Raw genomic sequence first — 19,455 nt, 5'->3', positions numbered from 1 at the left:
CCCGGCGCGTCGTCAAAGGGGGATGGCGTTCGCCTGCGCGTAGTCTTCCAGCATCTGCCGGAAGGTCTGGCGCGGGTGGCGCTCGGCCAGATGCGCGGTGATGGCGCGGTGGAGATCGGCGGCGTCGAGCTCGAGCAGCATCGCCTTCACCGGCCCGATCGCCGAGGACGTCATGGATATGGAGCGGAAGCCGAGACCGATCAACGCCATGGCCGACAGCGGGCGCCCCGCCATCTCGCCGCACAGCGTGACGGAGACGGAATGGCGCTGCCCGGCGTCCAGGATGCCGCGAAGCGCGCGCATGAACGGCGTCGACAGGTCGTCGAAACGGCCCGAGATCTGGGCGTTGCCGCGATCCACCGCGCAGAAGAACTGGAACAGGTCGTTGGAGCCGATCGAGACGAAGTCGACGAGCTGCATCAGCTCGTCGAGCTGGAACAGAAGCGAGGGCACCTCGATCATCGCGCCAAGCTTCAGGCGGCGCGGCATGACATGGGCGAAGCGCGTCAGGTGCTTGAACTCGCGTGAGATCAGGTCGCGCGCCTGACGCAGCTCCTCGAGGTCGGTGACCATCGGGAACATGACGCGAAGCTCGCGCCCCGCCGCCGCCTTCAGGAGCGCGCGCAGCTGGGTGCGCATCAACCCCGGCCGATCCAGCGCCAGACGCAGCGCGCGGTAGCCGAGGGCCGGGTTCTCCTCCGGGCTCTGGTGGAGGTAGGGCAGAACCTTGTCGCCGCCGACGTCGAGGGTGCGGAAGGTGACGGGCTTGCCTTCGGCGGCATCCAGCACCGCCGCGTAAAGCCGCTCCTGATCGCTGACCTTGGGCATGGCCGAGGCGATCATGAACTGCAGCTCGGTGCGGAACAGGCCGATGCCGGCCGCGCCCGCCGCCTCCACCTGCGGCAGGTCGACCAGCAGCCCGGCATTCATCAGGAGCGCGATGTCCTGCCCGTCGCGGGTCCGGGCATCGACGTCGCGCAGCGCCTGATAGCGCTGCTGACGCTTGGCGCGGAACTGGACGCGCTCGACGAAGACGTTCTCGACGTCGGCGGGCGGGCGCAGGTGCACGCCCCCTTCCTCGCCGTCGACGATGATGGCGTCGCCCTTCTCGGCCATGGACACGGCGCCCTTGACCTGGCCGACCACGGGAATGCCGAGCGCGCGCGCCACGATCACCACGTGGCTCGTCGGCGCGCCTTCCTCCAGGACGAGGCCGCGGATCTGCTCGCGGCGATAGTCCAGAAGCTCGGCCGCGCCCATGGAGCGCGCGACGATGATCGCGTCCGCGCTCGCCCCGTCGCCGAACGGGTGGCTCCCCTGCCCCATGAGGACGCGCAGGAGGCGGTTGGCGAGGTCGTCGAAATCGTGCAGCCGCTCGCGCAGGAACGGGTCGCTCGCATGCATCATGCGCGCGCGCATGTCGTTCTGCACCTTCTCGACGGAGGCTTCCGCCGTCAGGCCGTTGCGCACCGCCTCCTCCAAGCGGCGCACCCAGCCCCGGTCGTGCGCGAACATGCGGTAGGCTTCGAGGACCGCGCGGTGCTCGCCCTCCACCGCCATGTCGCGACGCTGGAGCATGTCCTCGATCGAGATGCGAAGCGAGGACAGCGCGGTTTCCAGGCGCGAAATTTCGGCTTCGGCGTCCTCGTTGAAGAGGTTGGTGACGACGACGCGCGGTTCGTGAAGGATGACGTGGCCGAGACCGATGCCGTCGGCGAGCGCGATGCCCTCGAAATGGACGGGACGCGACAGGTCGAGAACGACGCCGGGCCGCGACAGGCCTTCGAGGCTGCCGGCCGCGATCATCTCGGCCACCACCATGGCGACCGTTTCCAGCGCCTCGGTTTCCTCGTCGCGGTAGATGCGCTTTTCCTTGTTCTGGACCACCAGAACGCCGAGCGTGCGGCCGGCGCGCAGGATCGGCACGCCCATGAACGAGTAGTAGATCTCCTCGCCCGTTTCGGGGAGATAGGTGAAGGCGGGGTGCTTCTGCGCGTCCTGGAGGTTCAGCGCGCGGGCGGTGGCCGCGATCGTGCCGACGAGACCTTCGCCGAGGCGCAGCTGCGCCAGGTGCACCGAACCGGGGTTGAGGCCTTCGGTGGCGTAGAGCTCCAGCACGCCGTCGGCGCGCAAGACGTAGAGCGAGCACACCTCGGCCACCATGTTGGCGGCGATCTGGCGAACGATCTCGTCGAGCCGCGCCTGCGGCTCGAGCGGATCGGCCATCAGTTCCCTGATCCGGCGCATGAGCATGCGCGGTCCGGAGGAGTCGCTTCGCATCAGAGGCGTCTTCCAGCAGTCGGCGATCGATGGTCGCCCGGCGGATGCCGAACGATGGGGCGAGGATTCGGCTCCCGTCGGAGCGTCGAAATCAAGCTTTGTCGAGACCGTAGACGGAATGCAAGGTCCGCACCGCGAGTTCGGTATACTCGCCGTCGATGAGGATCGAGATCTTGATTTCCGAGGTGGTGATGGCGCGGATGTTGATGCCGCGATCGGCGAGCGCCTTGAAGGCGGTGGCCGCGACGCCCGTGTGCGAGCGCATGCCGATGCCGATCACCGAAACCTTGGTGAGGCCGCGCTCGGACTGGACGACGTCGAAGCGCATGTCGCCCTTGGCGTCCTCGATCACCTTCTGCGCCTTGGCGAGATCGCCGGCGGGCACGGTGAAGGTCATGTCGGTGCGCGTGCCGTCTTCCGACACGTTCTGAACGATCATGTCGACGTTGACGCCGGCGTCCGCCAACGGGCCGAAGATGGCGGCCGCGACGCCCGGGCGGTCCTCCACCCGGCGAAGGGAGATCTGCGCCTCGTCCTTGGCGTAGGCGATGCCGGTGACGACCTGCTGTTCCACGATTTCATCCTCGTCGCAAATAAGGGTCCCCGGAGGGTTCAGAAGATCGCCCATGCCCGGTGCGTCCGGGTCCTCGAAGGAGGAACGCACGAAGGTGCGCACCTTGTGGACCATGGCGAGCTCGACCGAGCGCACCTGCAGCACCTTGGCGCCGAGCGAGGCCATCTCGAGCATCTCCTCGAAGCTCACGCGGGCAAGGCGCCGCGCCTTCGGCTCGATGCGCGGATCGGTCGTGTAGACGCCGTCGACATCGGTGTAGATGTCGCAGCGGTCGGCCTTGAGACCGGCCGCGATCGCGACCGCCGAGGTGTCCGAGCCGCCGCGCCCGAGCGTTGCGATCCGGTTGTCGGGCGCGAGCCCCTGGAAGCCGGCGATGACGGCCACCTGCCCCTCGCCGAAGCGGCGCACGATCTCCGAGCCGTCGATTTCCTGGATGCGCGCGGCGCCGTGCGCGCCGTCGGTGCGGATCGGGATCTGCCAGCCCTGCCAGGAGCGGGCGTTGACGCCCATGTTCTGCAAGGTGATCGCCAGCAGCCCGGCGGTGACCTGCTCGCCGGATGCCACCACCGCGTCGTATTCGCGCGCGTCGTACATGGCGGAGGCTTCGGTGCACCAGCCGACGAGCTCGTTGGTCTTGCCGGACATCGCCGAGACCACCACGGCCACCTGATGGCCGGCGTCCACCTCGCGTTTCACATGGCGCGCGACGTTCCGGATCCGGCCGATATCGGCGACGGAGGTGCCGCCGAACTTGAGAACGAGACGTGCCATGACGATCGATGCCTGCGAGAAGGCGAAAACACGCCACGCGGGCGCCGCCTTGGAAGGAACACATCGCCCGCGCGAAACGCCGAGCCCCATCGGCCCCTCGTCGGCAGGCGGCCCCGGTTAGCCGAAGCGGGGCGGGAGTGCAAGGCAAGCCGATCCGCCGCGCTTGACTTTGACCGCCCGGGCGGAACATCCCGGCTCGAGGGTCAAGCGACGCGAAGAACGGATGACGGTGATGACGGCAGCACGGGCAAGCACGATCGACGCCGGCGAGGTGGAGCGGTTCTCGCGGCTGGCCGCCGAATGGTGGAACCCCGCCGGCAAGTTCAAGCCGCTGCACAAGTTCAACCCGGTGCGCCTCGCCTATATCCGTGAGCAGGTGGCGCTGAACTTCGGCTCCGACCTCCGGTCTCTCACCCCATTTCAAGGCCTTCGCATGCTGGACATCGGCTGCGGCGGCGGTCTGATCGCCGAGCCCTTGGCGCGGCTCGGCGCCGAGGTCATGGGAGCGGACGCCTCCGCCACCAACATCGAGGTCGCGAGACTCCATGCCGAGCAGAGCGGCTTGTCCATCGACTACCGCGCCGAGACGGCCGAGGCGCTGGAATCGGCGGGCGAGCGATTCGACGTGGTGCTGGCGCTCGAGGTCGTCGAGCACGTGGCGGACGTCGATCTCTTCCTGCGCTCGGCCGCGCGCATGGTGAAGCCCGGCGGCCTCCTGTTCGTGGCGACCATCAACCGGACGGCGAAGGCGATGGCGTTCGCCATCATCGGCGCCGAATACGTCCTCGGCTGGTTGCCGAAGGGCACGCACCAATATTCCAAGCTGGTGCGCCCGAACGAGATCGAGGCGCCGGTCCAGGCGGAGGGCCTGCGACTGATCGACGAGACCGGCGTCGTCTACCACCCGCTCGCCGATGAATGGCGCCGCTCGCGCGACCGGGACGTGAACTACATGGTGCTCGCCCGCCGGCCGTGAGCCCGCGCTTCGTCACGGCGATCGTCGACGAAGCCGGCACTCCCATCCAATCGGGCGGCGACGGCGAAATCGCCTGGTGGAGTCTGACCAAGACGGCGATCGCCGCGCTCGCCCTGCGCCTCGCCGAGGCCGGACGGCTGGAACTCGACCGCTCGTTGCCCGGCGCGCCCTACTCGCTCCGTCACCTTCTCAACCACATGGCCGGCCTGCCGGACTACGGCGCGTCGGCAAGCTACCAGGCGGCGGTGGCGGCGGACGAAGCGCCCTGGAGCGACGAGGAGCTTCTGTCCCGGCTGCTGGATGGCCGGTCGCAGCCCGCCCCCGGCCGGGCTTGGCGCACCTCCAATCTCGGGTATCTCCTGGCTCGGCGCCGAATCGAGGAGCATGTGGGAATGGGGCTCGGCGACGCGCTTCGCACCCACGTCCTCGAGCCCCTCGGCCTTTCGCGAACACGAATGGCCGAGACCAGGGCGGACATGGCCGGGCTTCTCTTGGCTCCGCCCCACCCCTATCATCCCGGCTGGGTGTTCCACGGCACGCTGATCGGCCCCGTCGGCGAGGCGGCGCTGTTTCTGCACCGATTGCTGGAGCCGGGTTTCCTGTCGGCCGACGCCCTTGGGGAACTTTGCGCAGCCCATCCCGTGGATCCCTCCCTCGCCGCGTCATACTGGCATGCGCCGGCCTATGGGCTCGGCCTGATGACCGGGCGATGGACGGCGCCGCCCGGACAAAAATTCGAGGTGGCGGGACATGGCGCCGGCGGCCACGGCAGCCATGGGGCGACCTTCCGCGTCGCTCGGGCGGGTCGAAGCGCGACGATCGGCGTCTACGCTTCGGAAGGCGAGAACGCCGAAGGCGCCGTGCTCCGTCAGGCGCTCGAAACGCTTGAGCGAACGAAAGGTCACCATCCCCTTTCCGCGCGGAAAGCGATCTGTTAGGAAAGCTGCCAAGCGCAGTCAGGTTTCGATCCGCCGATGCGGGTCCCCGACGCGAGGCAGGCTCCAAGGATACCCGATGTCAGCATCCGCGACGCGGCTTTCCCTTCCCGATCACGACAGCCGGGTTCTCGCCTTTCCGCGATGTCCGACCGCCGAACGCATGGCCGCGAGCCGTCTGCTTTCGTCCGAGCAGCGCACCGAGTTGGAGCGCCTTCGCTGGTTCGCCCTTCGCTCGCAGCTGGCGCCCCGTTCCGATCTCGAACAGGCCTGCTACATCCTCGCCGGCCAGCCCACGGCCTCGCTCGACCGCCTGGCCACCGTGTTCTTCCGGGGCCTTCGCGAGCGCGCCTCGTCCGAGATGGTGATCTATCGTCCGGGCGCGGCCGCCGTCAGCGACGACGAATGCTGGCTCCTGCGCCTTCTCGCCGCCTGGCGCTCCGGCCAGGATACGGCCGCCGGTGCTCTCGTGTCCTGGCGCGTGGAGCCCTCGGCCCGGCGCTGGATGCGCTTCCTGTCCTCGGCCATGGTTCGGGCGCTCGACGCGCTCTGACGCACGAGCCGAGCGAGCGTCGGCGAGCCCTTTCTCCACACGCTTTTCGTGAACCTTCCGGCTCGATGGCGCATTCTGCATCGAATGCCGAACGAGGGACGGATCGGAGTGCCCGCCTGCCAGTTTAGAATGATTCAAAACAAGGGTTGAAAGCTGTCTACGGAATCGTTAGTTTGGAATTATTCCAATTCGCTTCGCATCCCTGCGAAGCCTGACGATCATCGAACGAGACAAGAACAAGGAGAACCATCATGGGTCTGGTAGCCGCCAAGATCGAGCCGAGCGCCAAGGAAGAGATCGTCAACGGCCTGACGCAGGCTCTCGCCGAGACCGCGATCGAGACGCTGAAGGCGCAGAACTTCCATTGGAACGTTACGGGCATGAGCTTCGGCTCGCTGCACGAGCTGTTCCAGGAGATCTACGAGGATCACTTCGAGGCGCAGGACTTCCTGGCCGAGCGCATCAAGGCGTTCGACGCCCATGCCGAAGGCCGCTTCTCGGTCTATCTGGAGCGCAGCGCCGTCGAGGAGCATGACGGGCGCACCGACGCCCGGACGATGATCGAGGTCCTCCAGAAGGATCAGGAAACCCTCTCCTCCACGCTTTCGTCGCTGGCGCAGGTCGCCGAACAGCACGGCGACTGGGCGACCAACGACATGGCCACCAACCGCATCGAGAAGCACGACAAGTTCGCCTGGATGCTGCGCGCCCACCTGAAGTCGACCGCCGCCTGAGCGACGATACCGCTCGATATAAGAAAGGGCCTGCCGGCGCGATCCGGCGGGCCCTTTCTTATGATACATTCCGCAATCCCGAGGCCTCTCGCATAGCTGGCAACCTCCTGCGCAGGAACGGATAATGTTGCGGAGCAAAGCAATCCAACCCAAGCGTTACAAAACTTTTGGAAGTTGTATCTTCTGTGGCTCCACCGAAAACCTTACGGATGAGCATATCATCCCTGAAGCCTTAAGCGGTGTTGGCCAGCTTGTCTTGGAGAAGGGGACTTGCCGCACCTGCAATAATTTTGCCAATGAGGCCTACGAGCAAACGGCTTTAAACGAGGACTTAGCCCCCATACGGCATATTTTGGAACTTAGACGCAAGAAGCGTGGAAGCAAAAGTAAGCCACGGGAACTTCCTAAAGTCAGCTACGACGTTGATACTCATCCATCCCGTACAGAAATGACGGAGCACCTCGCCGTAGAGAACTATCCTCAGATCTATACATTTGCCATCCATGCGCCCGCAGGAAAGTTGACTGGCGAGGATCGATCCGACGGCATTGAAGGACTCAAAGTTGGCTTCCTGCATCTAGGTCTAAAAAATCGGATTGAGCCATATAGGGTAAGAACGGCTTTGCCGATGAGATTTGGCAGCACCGAGATGGTGGTTGCCAAAATGGCCTACTGTTATGCCGTAGCAGAACACGGAATGAAAATGTTCGACACGTCGGAGATTCGCGACCTTCTACTTGGTCACCGATCAGACGTTTTTAATTTTGTCGGTAGCATTTTGATCGATGAAAAACTGCCTATGCTTGGCCTGCACAAATTTTATATGCGGAAACGTGGCAACCTAAATACAGTGATCGTTCATCTTTTCGCGTCATTCGGGGGCCCGAAGCACGAGGTCGTTATCGGACCGGATCTTTGATCTGAGCAGTTAGCACGCAACCACTCTTCCAACAAAATTAAGTCCCGTCCTCGTCCAACGGGCACGGCACGCCCTCCCGCTCGCACTTGCGGCGATAGGCGATCGCCCAGAAGGCCGGGTTCTTGTGCTCCTCTTCCAGCCGCGCGAGCAAGGTCTCGAAGAAGCGCTTCTTCATGTCGGCGCTGCCCGAATGGGGAAAGGAATCCTTCTCCATCTTGGTCATCATGCAGCCGACGCAGCGCCCGGCGCGCTTGTACTTGCAGACATCGACGCAAGGGCTCGGCGCATCGGCCCAGATCTGCGAGGCGCTCATCGGCCATTCCCAGCTTGGTAGTTTGGAAGGTTTCTAGCTAGGCGGCCCCTTCCCTCTTGTCGAGAGCCTCCAGCCTGTCGAGTGGGCATGGCCGTCCCTTGCGCTCGCAGCGCCGGCGATACATGCGGCTCCAGTAGTCGTAGCGCCCCGCCGCCCGGAGCCGAGCGCCGAGGAGAACGAAGAAGGCCTTCCGCTCGCCCTTGCCGTCCAGCTTCTTGAAGCGCTTCTTCTCGGGCTTGGTCATCCGGCAGGCGATGCACTGCCCTTCGATCCTGAACTTGCAAACCGAGACGCAGGGGCTCGGCGCCTTGGCGAAGGTCTTGGCCATCCCCGTCAGTTCTTGTCTTCGGGCAGCGGGGGCAGCGGCAGGGCGCCGATCCCCTCCTCCAGGAGGCCGCGGACCTGGCCGGGGCTCGCCTCGCCGTAGATCTGGCGGCCCTCGCTTTCACCGTAGTGGATGCGCCGTGCTTCCTCGGCGAACGAAGCGCCGACATAGTCGGCCTTGGCGCGAACCTCGCGCGCCATGTCCTGCAGTCGGCGATAGATCTCGGCCGCCTCGCCGCCCGGCGCGCTCATCACCGGGGCGGCCGGCACCTCGCCGTCCTGCGACGCCGACACGGCCGGGCTCATCAGAGCCTTTCGCACTTCAGCCTTGCCGCAGACGGGACATTCGAGGAGGCCGCGTGCTCCCTGCGCGTCGAAGTCGACTGACGATCGGAACCATCCGTCGAACCCGTGGCCGCAAGGAGCGCACTTGAGCGCGTAGCGGATCATGCGGCGGGGCGGATCTCGGGCGCCTCGAAGGGCCGCCGGTTGCGAAGGTTCGGGATCTTGGCGCGCACGGTGGCGACCAGTTCCGTGTCGATCTCGGCGATCGCCATGCCCGGCTCGTCGCCCTTCACCTCGGCCAGCACCCGGCCCCAGGGGTCGACGATGATCGAATGCCCATAGGTTTCGCGCCCGTCTTCGTGGCGCCCACCTTGCGCGGCGGCCACCATGAAGGCGTTGTTCTCGATGGCACGCGCGCGCAGGAGCACATGCCAATGCGCCTCGCCCGTCTGGCGCGTAAAGGCGGCGGGCGCGGTCAGCACCTCGGCCCCGGCCAGCGCCTGGGCCCGGAAGAGCTCGGGAAAGCGCATGTCGTAGCACACGGCAAGGCCGAAACGGGCCGAGCCGTCGCCGAGCGCGACGTCGGCAAGGCCGGAGCGCGTGCCGGGCTGGTAGGTCGCCGATTCCCGCCAGCTTTCGCCGTTGTCGAGATCGACGTCGAACATGTGGATCTTGTCGTAGGTGGCGATCTCCTCGCCGTCCGGCCCGAACAGGAAGGCCCGGTTGGCCGCCATGCCGCCGTTCGCCGCAATGGCAGTGGAGCCGAGATGAAGGGTGATCGCGTGGCGGCGGGCCAAGGCGCGCGCGGCGGCCACCACGGGATCCTCCTCGGCCGAGCGAAGATGGGCGCGAAACAGCGCGGGGTCGCGGCACAGCATGCCCGTCATCTCGGGCGTCTGGACATAGGTCGCGCCGCGCGAGGCGGCCTCGTCGACCAGTTGTTCCATCGCCTCGATGTTGCGGGCGGGCTCCACGCCGGAGCGCATCTGCACGGCGGCGGCTCGAAACGTCGTCATCTCGCGGCCTCGTTCGTTAAGCCGCCAGAAGCGGGTCGAGTTCGCCGGCGCGCTCCAGGGCATAGAGATCGTCGCAGCCGCCGACATGGCGCTCGCCGATGAAGATCTGCGGGAAGGTCGAGCTGCCGGGCGCGCGTGCCATCATCTCCTGCCGGAACGAAGGGTCGACGCCGGCGTCCTTCTCGTCGAAAGAAACGCCCTTGCGCTGGAGCAGATCCTTGGCGCGCGAGCAGTAGCCGCAGAAGGGCCGGGTGTAGATGGTGACGTTCGGCATCGGTGATCCTCTGGGGGAACGGGCGATGCGCTGATATGCGATCAAGCGCCGTCCGCCGCAACCCTGGCGAAGACGAGAACGTCCACCTCCGCCGCACCCGCCCGTTTCAAGGCGCGCGTGGCGGCCGAAACCGTGGCGCCGGTCGTATAAACGTCGTCCACGAGAACCACGCGCTTGCCCCGGATCTCGTGCGCGCGGCCGGGGGGCACTGCGAAGGCGCCGCGCACGTTGGCCTCGCGCTCGCTCGGGCCCAGCCCGACCTGGGAGTGCGTCGCGCGCGCGCGCTTCAAGCAGAGCGGCGCATAGGGCAGGTTCTCGCGCCGGGCGATCGCGCGCGCCAGCTCGGCCGACTGGTTGAAGCGGCGGCGAAACAGGCGCCGCGGGTGGAGCGGGACGGGGACAAGGACCTCGCAGCCCTCCAGCACCTCGCGCCCACCTCGGCACATCCATCCTGCCATCAAAGGAACGAGATCGGTGCGATCGGAGTATTTGAGGGACGCCACCATCTTGGCAGCGAGATCGCGGTAGACGAGGGCGGCGCGCAGGCGCCCGAAGGCCGGCGGCGAGGCGATCGCTTCGGCTGACAGGAAGCCGCGCCCGAGATCATAGGAGAAAGGAAGTCCGAGCACCTCGCAGAAGGGCCGTTCGATGAAGCGAAGCGTGCGCCAGCAATCGGGGCAGACGGCCGGCGCGTGCGCCAGCGCCGTTCCGCAACCCGCGCACACCGGCGGATACAGGAACAGCCCGATCGGCCTTGCCACCAGGGACAGGCCCCGCCTGACGAACTGCATTCCCGCCTCCCGAGCGACAAACGCTTTTCACGCGCCCTTCCCGACGATACGTCCCTCCTCCGACGCCCCACAAGCCCTCGCGACCATTCGCGCTCCTTGAACCTCGCAGCTGGAACGCCGCCCATGTCCGCCACAGCCCCCTTCGACCGCACCCTGATCGACCGGAGGCGCCTGCGCGCCCTCGAGCGCGGGACAAAGGGTGCCGACTTCCTCCTGAGCCACGTCGCGGCCGAGTTGGCCGAGCGCCTGTCGCTGGTTCAGCGCCGGTTCGCCATCGGCGTCGATCTCGCCGGCCACACGGGCGCGCTGGGAGCCCTGGTGCGCGCCGGGGGGCAGGTGGAGCATCTGGTGCGCATCGAGCGCGACGCCGGGCTTCTGGGCGCGGACGAAGAGGCCGTGGTGGCGGACGAGGAGGCGTTGCCGCTTGGGGCCGAGAGCGTCGATCTCGTCCTCTCGCTTCTTTCGCTGCATCTGACCAACGACACGCCGGGCGTTCTCGTCCAGATCCGCCGGGCGCTGCGGGGGGACGGGCTGTTTCTGGCGGCGCTGCTGGGCGGCGAGACGCTGAACGAGCTTCGCGCCTCGCTGCTCCAGGCGGAGGCGGAGATCGCCGGCGGCGCCAGCCCGCGCGTCGCCCCGTTCGCGGACCTGCGCGAGGCGGGCGCCCTTCTTCAGCGCGCCGGCTTCGCCCTGCCGGTGATCGACCAGGACCGGCTGACCGTGCGCTACGGCTCGATGTTCGAGCTGATGCGCGACCTTCGCGACATGGGCATGGGCAACATGCTGCACGCCCGCTCGCGCGTGCCGGCGACGCGCGCCCTGTTCTTTCGGGCGGCACAGATCTACGCCGAGCGCTTCGCGGACGCGGACGGGCGCCTGCGCGCCACGTTCGACGTGGTCTACCTGTCGGGCTGGAAGCCGCACGAAAGCCAGCAGAAGCCGCTCAAGCCCGGCAGCGCGACGCACAGCCTGGCCGAAGCGCTGAAGCCGAGGAGTTGATTCAGACCGAGGCGCGCCCGAGAACGTCGCCAACGGCGATCATCAGGTTCTGGAAGGCGGAGGAGACACTGTTACCGGTGCCGGCCAGCCCGCCGAGGATTCCGAGGCCGATCAACGAGGCGATCAGCGCGTATTCGATGGCCGTGGATCCCGCCTCGCCGCGAAGCCACGCGCGCGCCGGAACTGCCAGCCGGCTCAGCATGCACCCCTCTGCGTCCCGTCGGGGAAGTAGAGGCAGCCGGCGGGCCGTGCGATCACGGGGGCCGAGCCGATCGCGAAGGTGAAGCGCGAGGACGACACCGAGCCGGTGCTCATCGTGTCGATGCCCTCGGCCCCGTTGGAGGCCACGAGCCGGTCGCCCCCGGAACGGGGCGCGACGCCGAAGGCGAGCGCGGCGGCCAGCGGTCCGAACAGGAGCAACGCCCGCACGAGCGCACCCGCCACACCGGGGCGCCTCGGGCATGGGGATGTCTTGCGCTTTCTGCCGACCCTGGCCATCCGTCGATCCTTCCAAACGCCGCGCGGAACGCGTTCGCCGGACGATGATCCACGACAGCCGTAAAGGCGGCTTTAAGGGGCATGCTTAACGGCGCGGGTTCCCCTGGCCGCGATCCCAGCCCTCGGAGAAATACTCGGCCATGAGATGTTCGACGGCATGGAACACGAGCCCCCCGACGACCCCGGCTCCGAGCATGACGAGCGGGCTGAAATAGGCGGCGGCCGAGACAAGGAGCAGGGAGGCGAGAAGTCCGTTGAGGACGCTCACCAGGAGCGTTCGGGCGAGCGTCGACGGATAGCGACGGCGAGAGACGAGACAGGGAACGCCGATCGGCAGCGACAGGACGAGGATGCCGAGGGCGGCGAAGAAGAGGAAATCCCACCCCATCCAGCCGAAGAGCGCCGAGAATCCCGCAAGAGCTGCAAGCGCACCGGCGACGACGGCGGCCAGAAAGGCCGCAACGGTGGAAATGAGCCTCGTCATGGGCCGTCCCACGCTCGCGACCCTCAGAGAAGATCGGTCAGGAAGGGGATCAGCGGCAGGTCGGCTGGCGGCATCGGATAATCGCGCAGATCCCGGGCGCGCACCCATTTCAGCGCCTGTCCTTCCAGCGAGCGAGGGATGCCCTCGTAGCGACGGCACACATAAAGCGGCATCAGGAGGTGGAAGTCGTCGTAGACGTGGCTGGCGAAGGTCAGCGGCGCCAGACATTCGGCTTTGGTCTCGACGCCGATCTCCTCGCGAAGCTCGCGGATCAGGGTTTCTTCCGGCGTTTCGCCCGCCTCCACCTTGCCGCCGGGAAACTCCCAAAGCCCAGCCAGCGACTTGCCGGGCGGGCGCTGCGTCAGGAGAATGCGGTTGTCGGCGTCCACGAGCGCGCAGGCGACGACGAGAAGCAGACGGGGCGTCGGCATGGCGGCTCCAGTGAGGGGATCAGACGATCAGGCCCGGCGGGGCGCGGTAGACGTAGCGATAGGCTTCCGCGAAGCCGAGCCGGCGGTAGAGCGCAAGCCCCGCCGCGTTGCCCGCCTCGACCTGCAGCCAGCCGGTACGAGCGCCCTTGTGGAGCGTGTGGCGGAGCGCGGTCGCCACGAGGTCGATCCCGATGCCCTGGCGGCGCGAAGCCGGGTCGACCGCGACGTCGAGAATGCCGGCAAGGTCGTTGTCGGTGATGGCGAGCGCCACCGCGATCGGGCCGCCCTCTTCCGTTTCGCGCACGAAATAGGCGGCTGGTGGGCGGATCGAGGCGAGCACCTCTTCCAGACCGTCCCTCAGTTCGGGCGGGCGATGATGGACGAGAAGCGAGGCGTCGAGATAGCGCCGCGCGTCCTGGAGCGGAATGCGGTCGATGGCGGTGGAGAAGTCGAGCGCGGCGAGTTCGGCGGTGAAGACGATGGATTCCCCGAAGCTCGACCACCCCGCGGTATCGAGATGGCGGATCAGGCGCGGGGGCGCGAGCGGCGACTGGCGAAACAGGAGCGGGCGGCCGGCGGCGGCGAACCGCGCCCCGGCGCGCTCGATCCGCGCCTCGATATCGGCGTCGTCGGCCGGGTCGAGCGGATTGACCGAGTTCAGCCGTTTGGCGGGAAAGCTCGTGGTGAGCCGCACCGCCCAGGTGCCGTCGTAGAAGGTGGAGCTCGCCGGCCAGGCGCGAAACCCGGCCGCTTCCAGCCGGCGCACCACCGTCAGGCGCGGCACGCGCTCAGCTCCGGTAATCGCCATTGATCGCGACATATTCCTTGGTGAGATCGCAGGTATAGACGGTCCAGGCGCCCTCACCCAGCCCCAGATCGACGCGGATATGGATCTCGTCGCGCTTCATCTCAGCACTCGCATCCGCCTCGCGGTAGGCCGGATCGCGCTCGCCGTCGACGGCGACGCGCACCGCGCCGAACCAGATCGCCAGCCGATCGCGCTCGGCCGGCTCGCCCGCCTTGCCGACCGCCATCACGACGCGCCCCCAGTTGGCATCCTCGCCCGCCACCGCCGTCTTGACCAGCGGCGAATTGGCGATCGACAGCGCGACGCGCTTGGCGGAGCGATCGTCCACAGCGCCTTCCACCGAAACGACGATCTCCTTGCGCGCGCCCTCGCCGTCGCGCGCCACCTGCCGCGCGAGGTCGAGGAGAAGATCGCCCAGGGCCTCGCGGAAGGGGCCGAGCCGCTCGTCCGCCTCGCTCGTCACTGGTGCATTTCCGGCCTGCCCCGTCGCGAAGAGAAGCAGCGTGTCGGAGGTGGAGGTGTCGGAATCCACCGTCACCGAGTTGAAGCTCGGGCCGACGGCCTCCGTGAGAAGCGCCTGGAGCACGGCAGGCTCGATCGCGGCGTCGGTCGCCAGAAACGAGAGCATGGTCGCCATGTCGGGCGCGATCATGCCGGCGCCCTTGGCGATCCCGTTGAGCCGCACCGTCGTCTCGCCGAGCCGGACCTCGCGCGTCGCGACCTTGGGATAGGTGTCGGTGGTCATGATGGCGTCCGCCGCCTCGCGCCAGCGCGCGCCTTCCTCGCCCGCAAAAAGCGCGGCGAGGTGCGGCGTGATCTTTTGCGCGTCGAGCGGCTCGCCGATGACGCCGGTGGAGGCGAGGAACACGTCCGTCTCCGAACACCCGACGGCTTCCGCCGCGGCTTTGGCCGTCGCCTGCGTCGTCGCCAGCCCCTTGGCGCCGGTGAAGGCGTTGGCGTTGCCGGAATTGACCACGAGCGCGCGCGCCCGCCCGCCCTTCAAGGCGGCGCGGCAATGGTCCACCGGCGCGGAGGGGCATTTGGTGGTGGTGAGGACGCCCGCGACGCTGGTGCCTTCCGCGAAACGCATCACCAGAAGGTCGGTGCGGCCGCGATACTTGATGCCGGCCTCGCCCGTCGCGATGGAAACGCCCGCCACGGGCGGCATGTCCGCGTAGGTCTTGGGCGCGAGCGGCGAAACGGGATGGGACATGGGGCGGTCCTCCGGGCAGGGCGTTCGGATCTCGTCTCCCCTGTGCATCAGGGAGCGCCCCGCCCGCAAGCGGCAGGACGAAAAAGGCGCCGGCTGGGATGCCGGCGCCTCGATCTCAGGTGGGATGCGGGAGCCCGGTGTCAGGGCGTCGGCGCCGGGGCGGCCTCACCGGCCGCTTCCTCGCCGGCGGCCTCGTCGCTCGCCTCTTCCGGGTCCTGCGGCGGGGCCGACATCGCCTTTTCCAGGGTCTCGACCTGTGCCTTCAGCGCCGGATCCTGGTACTCGACCTTCTCCTCGTCGCGTGCGCCTTGCACGATCTCGACATACTTCTCGCGCATCACGACCTGGCGCACCTGGTCCTTGACCTGCTCGAAGGCGGGCGGCTGCTGCGGGCGCTTTTCGAGGACCTCGATCACGTGCCAGCCGAACTGGGTCTGGATCGGCTCCTTGGTGTAGGTGCCGGGCTGGAGGGCGAAGGCCGCCGTCTCGAAGGCCGGCACCATCTGGCCGGGGCCGAAGAAGCCGAGATCGCCCCCTTGCGGGCCGGTCGGGCCAGTGGACTTCTCGGCGGCGACGGCGTCGAAGTCCTTGCCGGCGTCGAGTTCCTTGATCGCGGCGTCCGCTTCTTCCTTGGTCGGCACCAAGATGTGCTTGGCGTGGATCTCGTCCACGGGTTTCAGCGCCTTGACCTCCTCGTCGTAGCGCGCCTTCAGCTCGTCGTCGGTAATCGCGGCGATGCCGGTCTTCTCGAAATAGGCGTTGTGGAGGGCCCGCTCGCGCAGGAAGGCGATGCGCCGGGCGGTCTCGGGATCGTCGCCGAGCTTTTCCGCTTCGCCCTTCTGGGCGAGCGCCTTGATGTCGATGAGGGCGGCAAGGGTCGCCAAGCGCCGCTGCTCGGGCGGCAGCTGGGCGAACTGGGCGCCGAGATCAGCGGCCGCCGCCTCGAGGTCGCCTTCGGTGATCTTGGCGGCGCCGACGGTCACGAGAACCGTGTCGGGAGAAACCGGGGCGGGAGCGGGCGCAGCCGCGGCGGGCGCCGCCTCGCCAGCGGGCGTGGGGGCTTCTTGCGCGTGCGCGCTCGCGGCCAACGTCAGCACGAGGGTGGAGACGGCAAGCCGAAGACGAAGCGATGACAGCATGAGGAGTGGAGCCTTCCCGTGAACCCAAAAACACATGGCGGAGGAGCTGGGGCGCCAAGCCTCCGGCCGGCAGGTCTAGACCAGACCGTTCCCCACGCCAAGAAGCCGACTTTGCGGTGTTTTGAGGGCCGGAAGCCCTGAGGTTCGCGACGTTGACATCCTCAAGGGCCGCTCTTATCTCTCGACCGTTCTGAAAGTCCAGCCGCTGGCCCCTTGCGAGACGGGTCGCGCGGATCGGCGACGATCCCCAAAGCGGCGGACCGCTGGATGCTTCGGGCACCCGCGACAATCGAGTTTCCTGGAAGGACGTTTGGGATGGTGAGTTTCGGCGGTCTGGCCCGCAAGTTGCTGGGGTCCTCCAACTCGCGCCGGGTCCGCAAGTTCGAACCCACGGTGCGCGAGATCAACGCGCTGGAGGCCGAACTTGGCGCCCTGTCCGACGACCAGCTCCGAGCGCGAACGGCCGAGTTCCGACAGCAACTCGGCGCCGGCAAGACCACCGACGATCTTCTCGTTCCCGCCTTCGCGACCGTGCGCGAAGCCGCCAAGCGCGCGCTCGGCCTTCGCCATTTCGACGTGCAGATGATCGGCGGCATGGTGCTGGCGGGCGGCGCCATCGCCGAGATGCGCACCGGCGAGGGCAAGACGCTGGTCGGCACGCTGCCGGTCTACCTGAAGGCGCTGGAAGGCAAGGGCGTCCACGTCGTCACCGTCAACGACTATCTGGCGACGCGCGATAGCGGGCAGATGGGCCGCGTCTACAACTTCCTCGGCCTGTCGGTCGGCGTCATCGTCCACGGGATGACCGACGAGCAGCGCCGCGCGGCCTACGCCTGCGACATCACCTACGCCACCAACAACGAGCTCGGCTTCGACTACCTCCGAGACAACATGAAGTACGAGCGGGACCAGATGGTCCAGCGCGGCCACTTCTACGCCCTCGTCGACGAGGTGGACTCGATCCTGATCGACGAGGCGCGCACCCCGCTGATCATTTCGGGACCGCTCGACGACCGCTCCGATCTCTACCGCACGATCGACGGCTTCATTCCGCAACTGAGCCCCGAGGACTACGAGGTCGACGAGAAGCAGCGTCAGGTGTCCTTCACCGAGGACGGCACCGAGAAGCTGGAGCGGATGCTGGAAGCGGCCGGGCACCTGCACGGCCCCTCGCTCTACGACATCGAGAACGTCACCATCGTCCACCACGTCAACAACGCGCTGAAGGCCCACAAGCTCTTCCAGCGCGACAAGGACTACATCGTCCGCGGCGACGAGATCGTCATCATCGACGAGTTCACCGGCCGCATGATGCCGGGCCGCCGCTTTTCCGAAGGGCTCCACCAGGCGCTGGAAGCCAAGGAAGGCGTCACCGTCCAGCCCGAGAACCAGACGCTCGCCTCGATCACCTTCCAGAACTACTTCCGCATGTACGACCGCCTCGCCGGCATGACCGGCACGGCGGCAACCGAAGCGGCCGAGTTCGCCGACATCTACGGGCTCGACGTCGTCGAGATCCCGACCAATCTGCCGGTCAAGCGTCTGGACGAGGACGACGAGGTCTACCGGACGGCGGAGGAGAAGTTCCGCGCCATCGCCATCGAGATCAAGGCGTCGGCCGAGCGGCGCCAGCCGATCCTCGTCGGCACGACCTCGATCGAGAAGTCGGAGATGCTGGCCGAGCGGCTGCGCAAGGAAGGCCTCAAGGACTTCCAGGTGCTCAACGCGCGCTACCACGAGCAGGAAGCCTATATCGTCGCGCAGGCCGGCGTTCCCGGCGCGGTCACCATTGCCACCAACATGGCCGGACGCGGCACCGACATCCAGCTCGGCGGCAATCTCGACATGCGCATCGAGCATGAGCTCGCGGAGGTTCCCGAGGGCCCCGAGCGCGAGGCCGCGATACAGGCGATCAAGAGCGACATCGCGCGCCTCAAGGCCGAAGCGCTGGAGGCCGGCGGCCTCTACGTGCTCGCCACCGAGCGCCACGAGTCGCGCCGCATCGACAACCAGCTTCGCGGCCGTTCGGGCCGTCAGGGCGACCCCGGCCGCTCGAAGTTCTACCTGTCGCTCCAGGACGACCTGATGCGCATCTTCGGGTCCGAGCGCATGGACACGATGCTGACGCGCCTCGGACTGAAGGAGGACGAGGCGATCGTCCACCCCTGGATCAACAAGGCGCTGGAAAAGGCGCAGAAGAAGGTCGAGGCGCGCAACTTCGACATCCGCAAGAACCTCCTGAAATACGACGACGTGATGAACGACCAGCGCAAGGTCATCTTCGAGCAGCGGCTCGAGCTGATGGACGCCGGGTCGCTCAATGAGACCGTCGCCGACATGCGCCACGAGACGATCGAGACGCTGGTCGCCAAGCGGATGCCGGAAAAGGCGTACCCCGAGCAGTGGGAAACCGCCGAGCTGACGGAGGAGATCCGCGAGCATCTCAACCTCGATCTGCCCATCGCGGCCTGGGCCGAGGAAGAGGGCATCGACGAGAGCGACGTCAGGACGCGCATCGTCGAAGCGGCCGATGCAGCCGCAAGCGACCGCGAAGCGCGATTCGGCGCCGACATCATGCGCTACATCGAGCGCTCGGTGGTGCTCCAGACGATCGATGCCCTGTGGCGCGAGCATCTCGTCAATCTCGATCACCTGCGCTCGGCCGTCGGCTTCCGCGGCTACGCGCAGCGCGACCCGCTCAACGAATACAAGTCGGAAGCCTTCGAGCTCTTCCAGGTCATGCTCGACCACCTGCGCGAGCGCGTGACGCAGCAGCTGATGCGCGTCGAGGTCGTTCGCCCGGAGGAACAGGAGCCCCATCCCCTCCCCTTCATGGAAGCGCATCATATCGACGCGTCCACCGGCGAGGACGAGTTCGGCCATGGCGGCGAGCGCCTGTCGGCGGACTTCAACCCGGCGGGCCAGGACCGCTTCCAGCGCGATCCGGACCGGCCGGAGACCTGGGGCGAGATCAGCCGCAACGAACCCTGTCCCTGCGGCTCGGGTAAGAAGTTCAAGCACTGCCACGGCGCCTACGCGCAGATCGCCTGAAGCGCGAGCAATCTTCGAACCCGAAGCGCGCTTGCCGCTTCGGGTTCGATCAAGGCCATGAAAAAGGCCGGCTTCCCCGAGAGAAGC

Annotated in this window: 22 protein-coding genes; 7 read left to right on the top strand and 15 right to left on the bottom strand. The window is 67.3% G+C overall.

All coding sequences use genetic code 11. From position 1 onward, the window contains the following. Positions 1-12: 12 nt before the first annotated feature. Positions 13-2,280, bottom strand: a complete 2,268-nt coding sequence (gene ptsP / locus H7A85_RS06870) for a phosphoenolpyruvate--protein phosphotransferase (RefSeq protein WP_182085184.1) — start codon at positions 2,278-2,280, stop codon at positions 13-15. A 91-nt stretch (positions 2,281-2,371) separates the two neighbouring features. Then, positions 2,372-3,625: an aspartate kinase gene (locus tag H7A85_RS06865; RefSeq protein WP_182085183.1), complete on the bottom strand. Its 1,254-nt coding sequence runs from the start codon at positions 3,623-3,625 to the stop codon at positions 2,372-2,374. A 232-nt stretch (positions 3,626-3,857) separates the two neighbouring features. On the opposite strand from H7A85_RS06865, the gene ubiG reads away from it, so the two are divergent. From ubiG to H7A85_RS06840, 5 genes are all read left to right on the top strand, one after another. Then, entirely contained in the window at positions 3,858-4,601 is a 744-nt protein-coding gene (gene ubiG / locus H7A85_RS06860) for a bifunctional 2-polyprenyl-6-hydroxyphenol methylase/3-demethylubiquinol 3-O-methyltransferase UbiG (protein ID WP_182085182.1), read from the top strand. After that, entirely contained in the window at positions 4,598-5,539 is a 942-nt protein-coding gene (locus H7A85_RS06855) for a serine hydrolase domain-containing protein (protein WP_182085181.1), read from the top strand. Before ubiG ends, H7A85_RS06855 begins: the two co-directional genes overlap by 4 nt. A gap of 76 nt (positions 5,540-5,615) precedes the next feature. Then, positions 5,616-6,089 carry a hypothetical protein gene (locus tag H7A85_RS06850; protein ID WP_182085180.1) on the top strand — a complete coding sequence of 158 codons (474 nt, stop codon included), beginning with the start codon at positions 5,616-5,618 and terminating at the stop codon, positions 6,087-6,089. A gap of 251 nt (positions 6,090-6,340) precedes the next feature. Next, positions 6,341-6,823 (top strand): DNA starvation/stationary phase protection protein, encoded by a 483-nt coding sequence (locus tag H7A85_RS06845; protein ID WP_182085179.1) that lies wholly within the window; start codon positions 6,341-6,343, stop codon positions 6,821-6,823. Between the two features lie 124 nt (positions 6,824-6,947). After that, positions 6,948-7,742, top strand: a complete 795-nt coding sequence (locus H7A85_RS06840; protein WP_182085178.1) for an HNH endonuclease — start codon at positions 6,948-6,950, stop codon at positions 7,740-7,742. Between the two features lie 37 nt (positions 7,743-7,779). Here the strand turns inward: H7A85_RS06840 and H7A85_RS06835 are convergent, their stop codons facing one another. Genes H7A85_RS06835 through H7A85_RS06810 form a run of 6 tightly spaced genes read right to left on the bottom strand, consistent with a single transcriptional unit; the run spans position 7,780 to position 10,745 of the window. Then, a complete protein-coding gene (locus H7A85_RS06835; RefSeq protein ID WP_182085177.1) occupies positions 7,780-8,055 on the bottom strand; it encodes a DUF1289 domain-containing protein in 276 nt (91 codons plus the stop codon). Between the two features lie 37 nt (positions 8,056-8,092). Further along, a complete protein-coding gene (locus H7A85_RS06830) occupies positions 8,093-8,383 on the bottom strand; it encodes a DUF1289 domain-containing protein (RefSeq protein WP_182085176.1) in 291 nt (96 codons plus the stop codon). 5 nt (positions 8,384-8,388) lie between these two features. Next, positions 8,389-8,829 carry a DUF1178 family protein gene (locus H7A85_RS06825; RefSeq protein WP_182085175.1) on the bottom strand — a complete coding sequence of 147 codons (441 nt, stop codon included), beginning with the start codon at positions 8,827-8,829 and terminating at the stop codon, positions 8,389-8,391. Beyond that, positions 8,826-9,680, bottom strand: a complete 855-nt coding sequence (locus H7A85_RS06820; protein ID WP_182085174.1) for a carbon-nitrogen hydrolase family protein — start codon at positions 9,678-9,680, stop codon at positions 8,826-8,828. The genes H7A85_RS06825 and H7A85_RS06820 overlap by 4 nt, the downstream gene beginning before the upstream one ends. 16 nt (positions 9,681-9,696) lie before the next feature. Further along, complete coding sequence (gene grxC / locus H7A85_RS06815; RefSeq protein WP_182085173.1) at positions 9,697-9,954, bottom strand: glutaredoxin 3; 258 nt, start codon at positions 9,952-9,954, stop codon at positions 9,697-9,699. Between the two features lie 41 nt (positions 9,955-9,995). Beyond that, positions 9,996-10,745: a ComF family protein gene (locus H7A85_RS06810; RefSeq protein WP_182085172.1), complete on the bottom strand. Its 750-nt coding sequence runs from the start codon at positions 10,743-10,745 to the stop codon at positions 9,996-9,998. A 123-nt stretch (positions 10,746-10,868) separates the two neighbouring features. Here H7A85_RS06810 and H7A85_RS06805 point away from each other — a divergent pair, with 123 nt between their 5' ends. Then, complete coding sequence (locus H7A85_RS06805; protein ID WP_182085171.1) at positions 10,869-11,744, top strand: methyltransferase domain-containing protein; 876 nt, start codon at positions 10,869-10,871, stop codon at positions 11,742-11,744. A 1-nt stretch (position 11,745) separates the two neighbouring features. Here H7A85_RS06805 and H7A85_RS06800 read toward each other — a convergent pair whose 3' ends face one another. From H7A85_RS06800 to H7A85_RS06770, 7 genes are all read right to left on the bottom strand, one after another. Beyond that, the gene (locus tag H7A85_RS06800; protein WP_182085170.1) at positions 11,746-11,946 is read right to left on the bottom strand and encodes a Flp family type IVb pilin; all 201 of its coding nucleotides are present in this window, start codon (positions 11,944-11,946) and stop codon (positions 11,746-11,748) included. Beyond that, a complete protein-coding gene (locus tag H7A85_RS06795; protein WP_182085169.1) occupies positions 11,940-12,188 on the bottom strand; it encodes a hypothetical protein in 249 nt (82 codons plus the stop codon). Before H7A85_RS06795 ends, H7A85_RS06800 begins: the two co-directional genes overlap by 7 nt. Positions 12,189-12,327: 139 nt before the next feature. Next, positions 12,328-12,726, bottom strand: a complete 399-nt coding sequence (locus tag H7A85_RS06790) for a hypothetical protein (protein WP_182085168.1) — start codon at positions 12,724-12,726, stop codon at positions 12,328-12,330. 23 nt (positions 12,727-12,749) lie between these two features. Beyond that, positions 12,750-13,157, bottom strand: a complete 408-nt coding sequence (locus tag H7A85_RS06785; RefSeq protein WP_182085167.1) for a (deoxy)nucleoside triphosphate pyrophosphohydrolase — start codon at positions 13,155-13,157, stop codon at positions 12,750-12,752. Between the two features lie 19 nt (positions 13,158-13,176). Beyond that, the gene (locus H7A85_RS06780; RefSeq protein ID WP_348519696.1) at positions 13,177-13,941 is read right to left on the bottom strand and encodes a GNAT family N-acetyltransferase; all 765 of its coding nucleotides are present in this window, start codon (positions 13,939-13,941) and stop codon (positions 13,177-13,179) included. 4 nt (positions 13,942-13,945) lie between these two features. Then, complete coding sequence (argJ, locus tag H7A85_RS06775) at positions 13,946-15,178, bottom strand: bifunctional glutamate N-acetyltransferase/amino-acid acetyltransferase ArgJ (protein ID WP_182085165.1); 1,233 nt, start codon at positions 15,176-15,178, stop codon at positions 13,946-13,948. A gap of 140 nt (positions 15,179-15,318) precedes the next feature. Beyond that, positions 15,319-16,317, bottom strand: a complete 999-nt coding sequence (locus tag H7A85_RS06770; protein ID WP_182085164.1) for a peptidyl-prolyl cis-trans isomerase — start codon at positions 16,315-16,317, stop codon at positions 15,319-15,321. A gap of 315 nt (positions 16,318-16,632) precedes the next feature. On the opposite strand from H7A85_RS06770, the gene secA reads away from it, so the two are divergent. Further along, positions 16,633-19,368 (top strand): preprotein translocase subunit SecA, encoded by a 2,736-nt coding sequence (secA, locus tag H7A85_RS06765; protein WP_182085163.1) that lies wholly within the window; start codon positions 16,633-16,635, stop codon positions 19,366-19,368. Positions 19,369-19,455: the final 87 nt, after the last annotated feature.

Source organism: Aureimonas sp. ME7, assembly GCF_903970965.1.
GTDB lineage: Bacteria > Pseudomonadota > Alphaproteobacteria > Rhizobiales > Rhizobiaceae > Aureimonas.
This window is presented reverse-complemented; position numbering and strand designations above follow the sequence as displayed.

Coding starts and splice junctions, on each gene's coding strand:
- ptsP (WP_182085184.1), bottom strand. CDS start 2,280: ATGCGAAGCGACTCCTCCGGACCGCGCATGCTCATGCGCCGGATCAGG.
- H7A85_RS06865 (WP_182085183.1), bottom strand. CDS start 3,625: ATGGCACGTCTCGTTCTCAAGTTCGGCGGCACCTCCGTCGCCGATATC.
- ubiG (WP_182085182.1), top strand. CDS start 3,858: ATGACGGCAGCACGGGCAAGCACGATCGACGCCGGCGAGGTGGAGCGG.
- H7A85_RS06850 (WP_182085180.1), top strand. CDS start 5,616: ATGTCAGCATCCGCGACGCGGCTTTCCCTTCCCGATCACGACAGCCGG.
- H7A85_RS06845 (WP_182085179.1), top strand. CDS start 6,341: ATGGGTCTGGTAGCCGCCAAGATCGAGCCGAGCGCCAAGGAAGAGATC.
- H7A85_RS06840 (WP_182085178.1), top strand. CDS start 6,948: ATGTTGCGGAGCAAAGCAATCCAACCCAAGCGTTACAAAACTTTTGGA.
- H7A85_RS06835 (WP_182085177.1), bottom strand. CDS start 8,055: ATGAGCGCCTCGCAGATCTGGGCCGATGCGCCGAGCCCTTGCGTCGAT.
- H7A85_RS06830 (WP_182085176.1), bottom strand. CDS start 8,383: ATGGCCAAGACCTTCGCCAAGGCGCCGAGCCCCTGCGTCTCGGTTTGC.
- H7A85_RS06825 (WP_182085175.1), bottom strand. CDS start 8,829: ATGATCCGCTACGCGCTCAAGTGCGCTCCTTGCGGCCACGGGTTCGAC.
- H7A85_RS06820 (WP_182085174.1), bottom strand. CDS start 9,680: ATGACGACGTTTCGAGCCGCCGCCGTGCAGATGCGCTCCGGCGTGGAG.
- grxC (WP_182085173.1), bottom strand. CDS start 9,954: ATGCCGAACGTCACCATCTACACCCGGCCCTTCTGCGGCTACTGCTCG.
- H7A85_RS06810 (WP_182085172.1), bottom strand. CDS start 10,745: ATGCAGTTCGTCAGGCGGGGCCTGTCCCTGGTGGCAAGGCCGATCGGG.
- H7A85_RS06805 (WP_182085171.1), top strand. CDS start 10,869: ATGTCCGCCACAGCCCCCTTCGACCGCACCCTGATCGACCGGAGGCGC.
- H7A85_RS06800 (WP_182085170.1), bottom strand. CDS start 11,946: ATGCTGAGCCGGCTGGCAGTTCCGGCGCGCGCGTGGCTTCGCGGCGAG.
- H7A85_RS06790 (WP_182085168.1), bottom strand. CDS start 12,726: ATGACGAGGCTCATTTCCACCGTTGCGGCCTTTCTGGCCGCCGTCGTC.
- H7A85_RS06785 (WP_182085167.1), bottom strand. CDS start 13,157: ATGCCGACGCCCCGTCTGCTTCTCGTCGTCGCCTGCGCGCTCGTGGAC.
- argJ (WP_182085165.1), bottom strand. CDS start 15,178: ATGTCCCATCCCGTTTCGCCGCTCGCGCCCAAGACCTACGCGGACATG.
- H7A85_RS06770 (WP_182085164.1), bottom strand. CDS start 16,317: ATGCTGTCATCGCTTCGTCTTCGGCTTGCCGTCTCCACCCTCGTGCTG.
- secA (WP_182085163.1), top strand. CDS start 16,633: ATGGTGAGTTTCGGCGGTCTGGCCCGCAAGTTGCTGGGGTCCTCCAAC.